This is a genomic window from Streptomyces sp. V1I1, assembly GCF_030817355.1.
In the GTDB taxonomy this organism is placed as follows: domain Bacteria; phylum Actinomycetota; class Actinomycetes; order Streptomycetales; family Streptomycetaceae; genus Streptomyces.
The window spans coordinates 6,206,794-6,220,183 of the sequence record NZ_JAUSZH010000001.1; the positions used below are offsets into that span (position 1 = coordinate 6,206,794).

The 13,390-nt window shown below is 71.2% G+C and carries 13 protein-coding genes, 1 pseudogene and 1 riboswitch; of the genes and pseudogenes, 6 read left to right on the top strand and 8 right to left on the bottom strand.

The annotated features are described in order from the left end of the window. Positions 1 to 9: 9 nt before the first annotated feature. The 6 genes and pseudogenes from QFZ67_RS29065 to thiO form a co-directional block, all read right to left on the bottom strand. Positions 10 to 504, bottom strand: coding sequence for a DUF4396 domain-containing protein (locus tag QFZ67_RS29065; RefSeq protein ID WP_307664010.1), 495 nt, complete (start codon positions 502 to 504; stop codon positions 10 to 12). Between the two features lie 77 nt (positions 505 to 581). Next, positions 582 to 1,430: a deoxyribonuclease IV gene (locus tag QFZ67_RS29070; RefSeq protein WP_307664011.1), complete on the bottom strand. Its 849-nt coding sequence runs from the start codon at positions 1,428 to 1,430 to the stop codon at positions 582 to 584. 5 nt (positions 1,431 to 1,435) lie between these two features. Further along, the gene (gene pknB, locus QFZ67_RS29075; RefSeq protein ID WP_307664012.1) at positions 1,436 to 3,397 is read right to left on the bottom strand and encodes a Stk1 family PASTA domain-containing Ser/Thr kinase; all 1,962 of its coding nucleotides are present in this window, start codon (positions 3,395 to 3,397) and stop codon (positions 1,436 to 1,438) included. Positions 3,398 to 3,662: 265 nt separating this feature from the next. Continuing rightward, positions 3,663 to 4,457, bottom strand: coding sequence for a thiazole synthase (locus tag QFZ67_RS29080; protein WP_307664013.1), 795 nt, complete (start codon positions 4,455 to 4,457; stop codon positions 3,663 to 3,665). Positions 4,458 to 4,462: 5 nt separating this feature from the next. Continuing rightward, positions 4,463 to 4,672, bottom strand: a complete 210-nt coding sequence (thiS, locus tag QFZ67_RS29085) for a sulfur carrier protein ThiS (protein ID WP_307664014.1) — start codon at positions 4,670 to 4,672, stop codon at positions 4,463 to 4,465. Further along, a pseudogene (gene thiO, locus QFZ67_RS29090) lies at positions 4,669 to 5,827 on the bottom strand (glycine oxidase ThiO). The gene thiS and the pseudogene thiO overlap by 4 nt, the downstream one beginning before the upstream one ends. Next, positions 5,825 to 5,937, bottom strand: a riboswitch (TPP riboswitch). Its footprint overlaps the pseudogene before it by 3 nt. 51 nt (positions 5,938 to 5,988) lie before the next feature. Between thiO and QFZ67_RS29095 the strand changes: the two are divergent. The 6 genes from QFZ67_RS29095 to QFZ67_RS29120 all read left to right on the top strand — a co-directional run bounded on the left by QFZ67_RS29095 (position 5,989) and on the right by QFZ67_RS29120 (position 10,702). Next, a complete protein-coding gene (locus QFZ67_RS29095) occupies positions 5,989 to 6,330 on the top strand; it encodes a hypothetical protein (protein ID WP_307664015.1) in 342 nt (113 codons plus the stop codon). A gap of 85 nt (positions 6,331 to 6,415) precedes the next feature. Further along, positions 6,416 to 7,597: an NAD(P)/FAD-dependent oxidoreductase gene (locus tag QFZ67_RS29100; RefSeq protein ID WP_307666007.1), complete on the top strand. Its 1,182-nt coding sequence runs from the start codon at positions 6,416 to 6,418 to the stop codon at positions 7,595 to 7,597. A gap of 61 nt (positions 7,598 to 7,658) precedes the next feature. Next, positions 7,659 to 8,024 (top strand): Rv2175c family DNA-binding protein, encoded by a 366-nt coding sequence (locus QFZ67_RS29105; protein ID WP_307664016.1) that lies wholly within the window; start codon positions 7,659 to 7,661, stop codon positions 8,022 to 8,024. Positions 8,025 to 8,113: 89 nt separating this feature from the next. Then, positions 8,114 to 8,764: a thiamine phosphate synthase gene (gene thiE, locus QFZ67_RS29110; RefSeq protein WP_307664017.1), complete on the top strand. Its 651-nt coding sequence runs from the start codon at positions 8,114 to 8,116 to the stop codon at positions 8,762 to 8,764. Between the two features lie 90 nt (positions 8,765 to 8,854). Beyond that, positions 8,855 to 9,772 carry a methylenetetrahydrofolate reductase [NAD(P)H] gene (metF, locus tag QFZ67_RS29115; protein WP_307664018.1) on the top strand — a complete coding sequence of 306 codons (918 nt, stop codon included), beginning with the start codon at positions 8,855 to 8,857 and terminating at the stop codon, positions 9,770 to 9,772. Positions 9,773 to 9,823: 51 nt separating this feature from the next. Beyond that, a complete protein-coding gene (locus QFZ67_RS29120; protein WP_307664019.1) occupies positions 9,824 to 10,702 on the top strand; it encodes a hypothetical protein in 879 nt (292 codons plus the stop codon). A 63-nt stretch (positions 10,703 to 10,765) separates the two neighbouring features. On the opposite strand, the gene QFZ67_RS29125 is transcribed toward QFZ67_RS29120, so the two are convergent. Together QFZ67_RS29125 and QFZ67_RS29130 are read right to left on the bottom strand one after the other, a co-directional pair. Continuing rightward, the gene (locus QFZ67_RS29125; RefSeq protein ID WP_307664020.1) at positions 10,766 to 12,253 is read right to left on the bottom strand and encodes an NAD(P)/FAD-dependent oxidoreductase; all 1,488 of its coding nucleotides are present in this window, start codon (positions 12,251 to 12,253) and stop codon (positions 10,766 to 10,768) included. 514 nt (positions 12,254 to 12,767) lie between these two features. Next, positions 12,768 to 13,376 (bottom strand): TetR/AcrR family transcriptional regulator, encoded by a 609-nt coding sequence (locus tag QFZ67_RS29130; RefSeq protein WP_307664021.1) that lies wholly within the window; start codon positions 13,374 to 13,376, stop codon positions 12,768 to 12,770. Between the last annotated feature and the right edge of the window lie 14 nt (positions 13,377 to 13,390).

Genomic DNA, 13,390 nt, shown 5'->3' on the forward strand with positions numbered 1-13,390 from the left:
CCTGGGGGTTCAGTGGTGGTACTGGTGCACCACGGCGTGGCCCTTGCCGCGGCCGATCATCCACTTGTTGACGGGTGTGGTGATCAGGAAGGCGGCGACGAGGGCGATCGCAAGCACCCACCAGAACATCGCGTCACCGAGGTGGGCGTCCATCGCGCCGGGCCACAGGGCGATCACGCCGTTGTCAATCAGCTCCATGACGGCGATGGAGAGGGTGTCGGCGGCGAGGGCGACCCGGATGGCGGTCCTGAAGCCGACGCCGGCCTTGAGGACTCCTCGCAGGGTGAACGAGTAGCCGAAGAAGAAGGCCAGGACGATCGCGAGGATCATCGTCGGCATGTTTCCCCAGCCCAGCGCGGTGCCGATGACCATGCCGAGCACTTCGCCGATGGCGCAGCCGGTGAGGCAGTGCAGCGTGGCCTGGGCGGCCATGGACCAGCTGACGGATCCGTGCTGTGTGTGGTGCTCATGGTGTGCGTGCTGAGCGTGAGTGTCGTGCTGCATGAGAGAACCCCCAAAACCAGGTAGCGGTTCCTGCCTACAGCAAGAACAGTATACCCCCTAGGGGTATTCCCGGTTGTTCAGCGGAGCTTCTTCAGCCGCGCCACATCCGCCGCGTGCCCTTCCTTGCCGCCGGGCGTCTCGATGATCAGCGGTACGCCCTCGGTCGCCGGGTGCTGCATCAGCGCCCGGAACGGCTCCTCGCCGATATGGCCCGCGCCGATGTTCGCGTGGCGGTCCTTGTGAGCGCCGACCACATCCTTGGAGTCGTTGGCGTGGATCAGCTTCAGCCGCCCTTCACCGACCGTCTCCAGCAGCAGATCCAGAGTCTGCGCCATCCCGTGCGGCCCGGTCAGATCGTGTCCCGCCGCGAAGACGTGGCAGGTGTCCAGGCAGATGCCCAGCTTGGGGTGGGCGTCGAGCGCCTCGAAGTACGGACCGAAGTCCCAGGTCCGTGAGCAGAGCGAGAAGCCCTGGCCTGCCGTCGACTCCAGCAGCAGGAACGGGTCGTCGTCGTGTGTCAGCTCGTCCAGCAGCGGCAGCATCCGCTCCCGCACCTGCGCCAGCGCCACCTCGCGGGTCCGGCCGCCGGTCGCCGAGCCCGTGTGCACGACCACGCCCAGCGCGCCGATCTCCCGGCCGCGGCGCAGCGAGTGCCGCAAGGACTCCACGGACTTCTCCGCGGTGGCCTCGGTGTGCGAGCCGAGGTTGATCAGATACGGGGCGTGGACGTACGCCGATATCCCGTCGGCTGCGCACTCGGCGCGGAACTGCTCGTCCTGCACCGGGCTTCCGGCAGGCGTCGCCCAGCCACGCGGATTGGCCACGAAGACCTGGACGGTCTCCGCCTCCAGCTCACGGGCGTAGGCGAGACCGGTCCTGGCGAGGCCGCCGGCCACGGGGACATGGCCGCCGACGGGGTTGCGCATCTGAACTACAGCCCCTTGGTCTTGATCGTGATCGTGCTGCCCTCGGGGGCCTGACCGCCGCCCTCGACGGACTGGCTCTCTACGGTGTCGCCGAGGAAGGGGAAGTTCCTCTCGACCTTGACCTCGAAGCCCGCGGACTCCAACTCGCTGGTGGCGTCGTCGACCTTGTCCCCGACGACATCAGGGACCTCGATCATCCGCGGTCCCTTGGAGACCGTCAGCGTGATCGTGTCGCCGCGGGCCAGCTTGGCGCCCTCGGCCGCGGACTGCTTGGCGACGGAGCCCGCTTCCTCGGGGGAGTTGATCCGCTCGGGGGCGACCTTGACCTTGAACCCGGCGTCCTTGAGCGCGCTGGTGGCGTCCGCCAGGGTCTCGCCGGTCACGCCCGGTACGTCGATCGGGGAGCCCTTGCTGACGACGATGGCGACCGCGGAATCGGGGCTGCGCCCGGTCCCGGCCTCCGGATCCGTGCTGATCACCGAGCCCTGGTCGATCTCGTCGCTGAACGCCCTGGTGACCACTCCCGGCGCCAGACCGAGCTCCTTCAGCTCGCGCTCCGCCTTGGCGAGCGGCTGGCCCTTGACGACGGGGACCCGGATGATCTCCGGGCCACGCGAGATGATGATGATCACCGAGCCGTTGCCGCGGATGCGCTCATTGGTCGCGGGATCGCTGTTGATGACCGTGCCGCGCTTGACCGTCTCGCTGAAGTCGTACCGGACCTTCTTCACATCGAGCCCGGCGCTGTTCAGCTGCTGCCTCGCGTCCTTCTCGGTCTTGCCGATGAGGGCCGGGACGCGGGTGAACTGCCCGGAGTTGATGTACCAGACGCCCGCACCCACGCCGAGCACCAGAAACACCGCGACCAGTATGGCGACGACGCCGCGCCTGGGCATGGACCGGCGGGACTGCTGGGGCTGGTGCGGCGGCTCGGAAGGCGGCATCGCCAGCCGGGTGGTGTGGTTGACCACCGGCTCCTTGCGGGCGAGCACCCGCGGGATCACGTCTGTGGCGTTGTCGGAGGAGGGGGCCTCGGAGGAAGGAGCCTCGCGCACCCGCTCGCTCCCGTCCTCCGCCGTGTCCTGGGTGTGCGCCTGCGGCGGCACCAGGTCCAGCTGCTCGTCGCTGAGCCGAGCACGGGCCTCGCGGACCTGCGCCAGCAGCGCCACCGCGTCGTACGGACGGACCTCGGGATTGCGGGCGGTGGCGCTCGCGACCAGCTCGTCGAGCTCGACGGCGAGCCCCGGGACCAGCGCGGACGGCGCCGGAATGTCCTCGTTCAGATGCTGGAAGAGCACCTGGGCGGGGGTGTCTCCGGCGTGCGGCTTGCCGCCGGTCAGCATCTCGTAAAGGACGACCCCGCAGGCGTACACATCGGCGCGGGTGTCGGCTGTGCCGTACTCGATCTGCTCGGGGGCGAGGTAGGAGACCGTGCCCAGCACCGTGCCGGTGGTGTTGGTGACCGAGCCCACGGCCCGTACGAGACCGAAGTCGGCGACCTTGACCCGGCCGTCGTCCCCTATCAGCACGTTCTCCGGCTTCATGTCCCGGTGGACGAACCCGGCCCGGTGCGCCGCGCCGAGCGCCGCCAGCACGGGCTCCAGGATGTCGAGCGCGGCCCGCGGCTGGAGCGCCCCGCGCTCGCGCAGTACGTCGCGCAGCGTGCAGCCCGCGACGTACTCCATGGCCAGATAGACGTACGCGCCCTCGGCGCCCTGGTCGAAGACCGCCACCACATTGGGGTGGGCGAGACGGGCCACGGACTTGGCCTCGCGGATGAAGCGCTCCACGAAGGAGGCGTCGGTGGCGAGGGCCGGGTGCATCACCTTGAGCGCGAGCACACGGTCGAGTCGGGTGTCGACGGCCCGGTAGACCGTGGCCATACCGCCGACGGCGATGCGCGCGTCGACGCGGTAGCGGCCGTCGAGCACCTGCCCGACGAGGGGGTCCTTGAGGGTCGTATCCACGACGGTGATTCTACGAGCCACCGGTGACACGGCTGACGCCTCGGTGCGGGACTGGAGCCGAGCTGTAACGCTGCGCGGGCCTACGCCGGGGGCTCCGCCCCCGGACCCCCGCTCCTCAAACGCCGGAGGGGCTGAATTTCAGCCCGTCCGGCGATTGAGGACACGGCCGAAGGCCGTACGGGGTCCGGGGCGGAGCCCCCACGCGGCGGAGCCGCAAATCGATGCAACGGGGAGGGGCGGGGTGGTGTGAGGCTCCGCGCAGCGGTCAGAACGCCGGGCGTTCCGGGTCGAGGGCCGCGCGGCCCTCGTGAGGAGACGACGCCTCCGCGAAGTGCCGGCGCGGGATACGCCCCGCCCGACGCGCCAGGCGCCCCGCCTCCACCGCGTGCCGCATCGCCTCCGCCATCAGCACCGGCTCCTGCGCGCGGGTGACCGCCGACGCCAGCATCACCGCCGCGCAGCCCAGCTCCATCGCCAGGGCCGCGTCGGAGGCCGTGCCCGCGCCCGCGTCCAACACGACCGGCACGCGCGCGTGCTCGACGATCAGCTGGAAGTTGTGCGGATTACGGATGCCGAGACCGGAGCCGATCGGCGAACCCAGCGGCATGATCGCCGCGCAGCCCGCGTCCTCCAGCCTCCGGGCGAGCACCGGGTCGTCATTGGTGTACGGCAGGACCGTGAAGCCGTCGTCGACCAGCGTCTCGGCCGCCTCCAGCAGCTCGATCGGATCGGGCAGCAGGGTGCGCTCGTCCGCGACGACCTCGAGCTTGATCCAGTCGGTTCCGAGGGCCTCGCGCGCGAGCCGTGCGGTCAGCACGGCCTCGCCCGCCGTGAAGCAGCCCGCCGTATTGGGCAGGACGCGGATGTTCAGCTTCTCCAGGACGGACAGCACGGAGCCCTGGACGGTCGGGTCGAGGCGGCGCATCGCGACGGTGGTGAGTTCGGTGCCGCTCGCGACGAGGGAGCGTTCGAGTACGTCGAGGCTGGGCGCCCCGCCCGTACCCATGATCAGGCGGGAGTTGAACGTGGTGCCGCCGATGGTGAGACGGTCGTCGGCCATGCCGGTCAGCCTCCCTGCACTGCGGTGAGGACTTCGACGCGGTCGCCGTCGTCAAGGAGGGTGCCGGACCACTGGCTGCGCGGGACGACCGCTTCGTTGACCGCGGCCGCGACCCCGGTAGCGGCCGCGGTGAGGTTCGCCACCAGGGTGTCCAGGGTGGTTCCGGTGGCGAGCGCACGGGACTCGCCGTTGACGGAGACGTTCAGGACGTTCATGCGGGCTGCTCCTGGGGCACGGGGGAGAAGCGGCGAGGAGTGAAGGGGCGGGGCCTCGTCCGGCAGCTCGCCGGTGACCAGCACGGCGGCCATCACATCGCCGGTCACGGGCGTGAGGAGCACCCCGTTGCGGTGATGGCCGGTGGCCACGTGCAGGCCGGACAGGGCGGTCGGGCCCAGCAGCGGGGCGTTGTCCGGGGAGCCGGGGCGCAGACCCGCGCGGGTCTCGGTGAGCGGCAGCTCCGTGATGCCGGGCACCAGCTCGTGCGCGTCGCGCAGCAGCTCGTACACCCCGCCGGCGGTGACCGTGGTGTCCCAGCCGAGCTCTTCGCTGGTCGCGCCGACGACCAGCTCGCCGTTCTCGCGCGGCACCAGATAGACGTGGCTGCCGCGTACCACGGCCCGTACGGTCCGGGAGAGGAAGGGTGCGTACGCAGGGGGCACGGTGAGCCGCAGAACCTGGCCCTTCACCGGCCGTACGGGAGGCAGCACATCCGCCGGCACACCGTCGAGACTGCCGCTGAGCGAGCCGCCCGCGAGGACGACCTGGTCCGCGGTGAGCTCGCCGGCATCCCTCAGCACTGCTCCGGCCGCCCGGTCCCGAACCACCGAGAGACGCTCCGCCCAGCCGCGGTGGAAGACCACCCCGGCCCGCTCGCAGGCCGTCACCAGCGCCGCGGCCAGCCGCCGCGGATCGACCTGGTGATCGCCGTCGACCCGCAGGCCCCCGCGTACGCCCGGCGCGAGCATCGGCTCCAGACGGCGGCATTCGCGCCCGGCCAGCCACTCCGACTCCAGGCCGGACCGGCGCTGCAGGGCGTGCAGTTCACGCAGGTGCGCGCGGTCGTCGGCGTCGAGCGCGACGGCCAGCGTGCCGCATGCGCGGTAGCCGACACGCTGCCCGCTCGCCTGCTCGAGCTCGGCGACGAACGCCGGATAGCGCCGGGCGGACTCCACGTTGAGGCCGAGCAGCGTCTGCTCGCCGTAGTGCAGTTCGGTGACGGCGGCGAGCATGCCCGCCGCGACCTGTGCGGCCCCGCCGCCCGGCTCCGGATCGACGACGGCGACGCGCAGTCCGCGCTGCGCCGCACGCCAGGCCGTGACCAGGCCGATGATTCCGCCCCCGACGACGAGGACATCTGATGTACGAGACATGGGCGTCCAGCCCCTCCCTTCGCCGGCATGACCCGGATCAGGTTCGTACGGTCGGAGGCCGTCCAGCCTCCCTCTCAGCCCGGTGCGTCCGGGCTCCCGCGAGTGCCTTACGGTGGCCACCCTAACCCCAGCCCTCAACTCGCAGTAAGGGAGCAGCAGCTGTGGCACGGTCGCTCGACGGACTTGTACTCTCGCCGGTCGCCGACCAGGCTCCGGGCCAGGTGGGGACCCGCACCCGGTTCACGTACCACGAGCGGGACGGCCGGATCTGGGCCGAGTACGAGGGCGGCGACGTGGTCCGCGGCCACCTTGTGGGGACGCGGGAGGGCGACCGGCTGGACTTCCGGTACGTCCAGCTGAAGACGGACGGCCGGACGGCCTCCGGGCACTGTGTCTCGACGGTGGTCGAGCTCGAGGACGGGCGAGTCCGCCTGGAGGAGACCTGGGAGTGGGAGTCTCAGGAGGGCAGCGGGACGAGCGTTGTCGAGCAGCCGGTTACCTGACGGGGTGTCAGATGCGTAAGGTTGTCGGGTGAGCGAGCAGCAGACAGCACAGGGCGTGCGGCGCGTGGTCGTCGTCGGCGCGGGGATGGCCGGCGTGCAGACCGCCGTGGCCCTGCGCGAACAGGGCTTCCCGGGCCCGGTCACCGTGATCGGCGCCGAGCCCCACCAGCCGTACGACAGGCCCCCCCTCTCCAAGGCGATCCTGCTCGGCAAGGCGGAGGGGTCGGCCTTCGAGCTCGACTTCGAGGCGCTCGACATCGAACTGCGGCTGGGCTGCGAGGTGACCGGCGTACGCCCGCAGGCGCACGAGCTGGACACCGAGGCGGGACCCGTCCCGTACGACGTCCTTGTCATTGCCAGCGGCGCGGAGCCGATCACGCTGCCCGGCGCCGAAGGCGTCCCGGGCGTCCATCTGCTGCGCACCCTCGACGACGCCGCCCGACTGCGCCCCGTCCTCGCGCGGCAGCATGACATCGTGGTCGTCGGCGCGGGCTGGATCGGCGCGGAGTTCGCGACAGCCGCCCGCGAGACGGGCTGCGCGGTCACCGTCGTCGAGGCCGCCGACCGCCCCCTCGCGTACGCCCTGCCCGCAGAGGTCGCCGCCCCGATGGCCGACTGGTACGCGGAGTACGGCGTCGAGCTTCTGACCCACGCGCGCGTGGCCGACGTCGAGCCCGGCACGGTGATCCTCGCGGACGGCCGGCAGCTCCCGGCCGGGGCGGTGGTCGTCGGCATCGGCGCACGCCCCGCCACCGGCTGGCTCGCCGGCTCGGGCATCGCGCTGGGCCCGGACGGAGCAATCACCGCCGACGAGCATCTGCGCACCTCGCTGCCCGATGTGTACGCCGTCGGGGACTGCGCCTCCTTCCCGTCCGGCCGCTACGGCGAGCGGCTGCTCGTGCACCACTGGGACAACGCCCTGCACGGGCCGCGCACGGTCGCCGCCAATATCGTCGCGAGCACACTGGGGCAGCCGCTGGAGGTCTACGACCCGGTGCCGTACTTCTGGTCCGAGCAGTTCGGGCGCTTTGTGCAGTACGCGGGCCATCACCCGGCCGCCGACACGGCGGTGTGGCGGGGCAATCCGGCGGACGCCGCGTGGTCGGTGCTGTGGCTGCGTGAGGGCACGCTGGTCGCGCTCCTCGCCGTCGGCCGGGCCCGCGATCTGGCGCAAGGGCGCAAGCTCATCCTGGCCGGCGCGCGGCTGGATCCGGACATCGCCGCCGATCCCTCCGTCCCTCTGAAGGCGGCGGCTGTCCAGGGCTGAATGCGGGCTGCTGTCCAGGGTCCGGCTACCGACTGTCAGTCCGGGATGGCACGCTTGTCCTGTGACCGAGATTGACGCAAAGATCGATGCTCTCGTCCCCGCCTGGCTCCACCTTCCCGACATCGCGGAAATGCTCGATGTCGAGGTGACACGCGTACGGCAGCTGGTCAAGGAGGGCCAGCTGATCGCCGTGCGCCGTGGTGAGAACCGCGCGCTTCAGGTGCCTGCCGCCTTCATCGACGGCAACAAGGTGGTCAAGGGTCTCGCCGGGACCCTGACGCTCCTGAAGGACGACGGCTTCACCGACGAAGAGATGCTTGAGTGGCTCTTCACCCCCGACCCGACCCTGCCGGGCACGCCCGCGCAGGCGCTCAGCGAGAATCGCGGCACGGAGGTGAAGCGCCGGGCCCAGGCGCTCGCCGTCTGATGTCCTGAAGACAACACCACGCGGTGTGCGGGCAGGGGGGCCAGTGGTTCCTGCCCGCACACCGCCGACCCACCCCGGGGGGAACACTCATGTCCACGGCTCGTGCGCTGCTGTCCGACGCCCGGCTCTATCTGTGCACGGACGCCCGCAGGCAGCAGGGCGACCTCGCCGGGTTCCTCGACGCCGTGCTCTCCTCGGGGGTCGACATCGTGCAGCTGCGCGACAAGGGCATGGAGGCCGCCGAGGAGCTGGAGCACCTCCAGGTCTTCGCCGACGCCTGCCGCAGGCACGGCAAGCTGCTCGCCGTGAACGACCGCGCGGACGTGGGCCATGCCATCGGCTCCGACGTGCTGCATCTGGGGCAGGGCGATCTGCCGGTCCCGGCCGCCCGCGCGATCCTCGGCGACGAGGTGCTCATAGGCCGCTCCACGCACGCCGAGTCCGAGGTCGACGCGGCCGTCGCCGAGCCCGGCGTGGACTACTTCTGTACCGGCCCCTGCTGGCCCACCCCGACCAAGCCCGGGCGCTACGCCCCCGGACTCGGCCTCGTGCGGTATGCGGCGGGGCTTGAGACCGACCGGCCGTGGTTCGCGATCGGCGGGATCGACGCGGGCAACCTCGACGAGGTGCTGGACGCGGGCGCGCGCAGGATCGTCGTCGTGCGGGCGATCACCGAGGCCGACGACCCGGCAGCGGCGACGGCGTCCCTCGCCAAGCGGGTGCGGGAGCGTATTCGATAACTGTCCGAAGGGTGGACAGTAACCCGGCAAATTCGGACATATTTCCTCCGTTCGGTTGGGTGACCGGCGCGCCCTGGATAGCCTGCGGGTATGGCCCTCGGTACAGCTTCGACCAGGACGGATCGCGCACGGACCGTGCGCGAGCTTCTTGCAACCGGCAAAACTTCCTACTCCTTCGAGTTCTGGGCGCCCAAGACCGAGAAGGGTGAGCGGAACCTCTGGAATGCGCTCCGCAGGGTCGAGGCGGTCGCCCCCAACTTCGTCTCCGTGACCTATGGCGCCGGCGGCTCGACGCGCGCCGGCACGGTCAAGGCCACCCAGCAGATCGCCGCCGACACCACTCTGACGCCCGTCGCGCACCTCACCGCGGTGGACCACTCCATCGCCGAACTGCGCAACATGATCGGCCAGTACGCCGACGCCGGGATCCGCAACATCCTCGCCGTCCGGGGCGACCCGCCCGGCGACCCGATGGGCGAGTGGGTCAAGCACCCCGAGGGCGTGCGGTACGCCGCCGAGCTGGTCCGGCTGATCAAGGAGTCCGGTGACTTCTGCGTCGGCGTAGCGGCCTTCCCCGAGATGCATCCGCGCTCGGAGGACTGGGACACCGATATCCGCCACTTCGTGGACAAGTGCCGGGCCGGCGCCGACTACGCGATCACGCAGATGTTCTTCAGGCCCGAGGACTATCTGCGGCTGCGCGACCGGGTCGCGGCCACGGGCTGCGAGACCCCGATCATCCCCGAGATCATGCCCGTCACCAGCGTCAAGCAGCTCGAGCGGTTTGCGCAGCTCAGCAATGCCGCGTTCCCGCCGGATCTGAAAGAGAGGATCCTCACCGCCAAGGACGATCCGGCCGCTGTACGCTCCATTGGCATCGAGTTCGCGACGGAGTTCTGCGCAGGGCTGCTCTCCGAGGGAGTCCCCGGACTGCACTTCATTACGCTCAACAACTCCACGGCGACGCTGGAAATCTACGAGAATCTCGGACTGCACGAGCAGTCGTGATCGGTCGTACCCGCCCCGACCCGGGGCGACGGCCGTAGGAGAGGGGCGGGCATGGGCTGGACGGTCCTCTATATCGCGTTCGGTGTCGTCGCGCTGTGGCTGCTCGGTGAGGTGCTGCTGCAGTACAAGGCGCGGCTGCGCTGGCGACTTCTCGCCTTCGTCGGATTCCTCGGCGTGGTCTTCGGCGTCCTGCTGCCCTCCGTCGTGGTGATCGCGGTCGGCGCGATCGCCTTCGCCGTCGGCCAGACGTATGTCACGCTCTCCTTCCGCCGCGGCTTCTCCACGGGCTGGGCGCTCGGCGGAAGCCCGGGCGTGAGCCCCCGCCGCAAGTCGGGCGCCAAGTCGGGGGCGGCTTCGCGCGAGCCCTCGCTGGAGGTCACCGACCTCTCCTACGAGCCCGCCGCGCCGTACGAGCCCGACCCGTATGAACCCGACCCGTACGAGCCCGCCGCGTCGGCGCCGCAGCGGGAACCGGTCTACGAGCCGCAGCCGCTCCCGGACGACACCGGGCAGTATGGCGTGTACAGCGACGCCGCCTATGCGGCCCAGCAGCAGGACCAGAGCCAGAACTACGCACAGTACGGCGGCTCGTACGACAGCTACTCCGGCTACGGGCAGCAGCAGCCGGCGGGCCAGGACAGCTATGCCGGGCAGTACGACTACGGCACAGGACAGCAGCAGTACGCCGCGTACTCCGATCCGTATGTGGGCGGCCAGCAGTACAACACGTACGAGACGTACGACGGTTACGGCGGCCAGCAGCAGTACGCCGACCCGTACGCCCAGAACCAGTACAGCGAGACGCCGCCCGGCGGGGTGTGGGTGCCGCAGCAGCGCGACGGCGAGCAGGAAGCGCCGCCGATGCCGCAGGAGCAGCCCTCCCCCTACGGCTACGACGCCGGGTACAATGAGCAGCAGTACCGCTACTGACAACCGGATGCTGACATCCGGTTACCGGCGGCTGGTTACTGACAGCCGGTAACTGGGAGCCCGCTACCGGGAGCCGCGGAAGTCCGCGCCCTCCACGATCAGCCCGGCCACCAGTGCCCCCGACATTCCCGCGTGCGCAAGACCGCCGCCCGGGTGCGCGCGGCCGCCCACCAGATACAGGCCGGGCAGCCGTGTGCTGTTCGCCGGATGCAGACAGCGTCCGCCCTCCCCGGCGAGCGCGGGCGCGGGCAGCGGTCCCGTCTCGGCGGGCGTCAGGGTCTCGTGCCACAGCAGGCGCTCGCGTATCTCCGGTACGGCCGCGGACCCGGCGTCGATCAGCACCTCGGCGTACCCCTCGCGCAGCGACGCGTCGGTCCAGTCGGCCGGGCCGCCGTGCCCCATGACCGTCGCGGAGAGGGTGATCGCCTCGTGCTCGTCGTCGGGGCGGGTGCGGGGATCGTCGGGCCGCAGCACGGTGACGGTGGGCCGCTCGGCCGTCCGCCCGCCGAAGACCGCGGCCGCCTCCGCCCCGGCGTCGGGGGAGTGCACCACGCTCCGGTGGACGGCCGATGCGGGCCGCGCCCCACGCAGGGCGAGCAGCACGGTGAACCTGCCAGGCAACTGCCCGCCGCCGGCGCCCTGTTGAGGCCGTACGTCGCCGTCCCGCCACAGCTCGTGCCCGACGAGATCCGGAGCCTCGGCGCCCGCCACCACATGGTCGGCCTCGGCGACGGTGCCCCCGGCGAGCTCGACTCCCGCCGCCCGCCCGTCCTTCTCGACGATCCGGGTCACCTCGGACCTGAAGACGAACTCCACCCTGCGGGCCAGACACCGCTCGTAGACCGCGCGTGCCAGCTCGCGCATCCCGCCCTCGACGTACCAACTGCCGAAGGTCTGCTCCATGTACGGCAGCAGGGCGGCGCTCGCCGGGGCGCGCCGGGGATCCAGGCCGTACGCCAGGGCGTACCCCTCGAGCAGTGCCGCAAGCCGCGGTTCCGCAAGCTCCCACGCGGCGACCTCGGAGACCGTGGAGGCCTGCCGGGCGCGCAGCAGCCTGCGCTGACGCGGTGCGGGATACGGATCGCGCTTCAGCACCTGCCAGTCGGCCCACAGCGGCTCTTCGAGCAGTGGCCGCCGGGAACGGTCCCAGGCGTCCCTGGCCCGCCCGAGGAACGCGCCCCACCGCTCGCCCGCCCCTGCGCCCAGCGCGGCTTCGAGCGCGGTGACGATGCCGGCCCGCGAGGCGTTCGGCAGGGACACCTCGCTGCCGTCGGCGAACACATGCCGGCTCGACGGGTCCACCTGGACCAGCCCGAGGCACTGCTCCAGCGGCTCCTTGCCGGTCTTGACGAACAAGTCCCGCCAGACGGCGGGCAGATGCAGCAGACCGGGGCCGGTGTCGAAGACGAAGCCGTCGCGCTCGAACCGGCCCACCGCGCCGCCGTAGCTCGCCGAGCGCTCGTACACCGTCACCCGGTGGCCTGCCACGGCCAGCCGGGCGGCAGCCGCCATGGCGCCCATCCCGGCGCCGATCACCGCAATCCGTGCCATGTCCGCGACTTTATCGGCACCCCTCGGACCCCCGGATCCCCGGCCGCCTTCGCGGCGCTGCCCCGGCGACGACCAGCGCATCGGTCCGAGAGGGAGTACGGACGCGGACGCGATCGTGACCAGTCGGCCTGCCGGGCGGGTGGGGGTGAGTACGGACGGCTGAGTACCCGTACCTAGTGGGTGAGATGAGTACGCGCGCGGATGGGGTCTCACCTGCGTAGAAGGAAGAGTGGGGACCACGGAAGGGGCGCGGCGCCGGTACCGCCGACACGGGGCGGCGGAACGGCGCGGCACCCCCGACGGAACGGGGGCGCACGACGGAGGGCCCGATGACCAGGGTCCTCCGGCACCACGGGGGAATCGAGGGGAACGGGGGATACGGGGGAACGGGGGGACACGGGGGTAACACGCCGTTCCGGCGGGGCTCGGGGGGATCGAGCCTCGCCGGAACGGCACTTCTGTGTCGAACGGCCTTTCACGTGGCCGCGGGCACGGGCCCGCTCGTACCGCCCCTTCAGCGGCCGCTGACGCGGCCGTGCAGCAGCCGCGACAGGGCCGAGTGCACATCGTCGAGCGACCGCTCCGGCTGGAAGGCCTGCCAGTCCAGCGCCGCCACCAGCACCATCCCGACCAGCGCCGCCGCCGTCAGCGGAATGTCGATCTCCTCGCTCAGCTCGCCGTTCTCGACGGCTTCCCGCAGCACCGTCTCGACGACGGCGACCGCCTGCTGCCGTACGACGAGAAGCGTCGACTGCCAGGCCCTGTTGGTGCGCCACAGTTCGGCGACGTACAGCTGGGTGAAGGCCGGATAGCGGTCTATGAAGACCAGACCGGCCTTGATCATCGCGTCCAGCGCCTCGACCTTGGTGCGGCCGTGCTCCGTCGCCTCGTCGGCGGCGGACTGCAGCGAGGCGGTGAGCAGGCCGACGCCGTACCGCAGCAGCTCCTCGAAGAGCTCGGTCTTGCTCTTGAAGTTGTAGTAGACCGTGCCCTTGGCGACCCCGGCGCGTTCGGCGATCTCGTCCACCGTGGTGGCGGAGAAGCCCTGCTCGGCTATGAGCGTGACCGCGGCCTCGTAGAGCCTTGCCCGGGTCGCCCGGCGTCTGGTGCTGGTGCTGTCCATGGCGTCCATGGTGT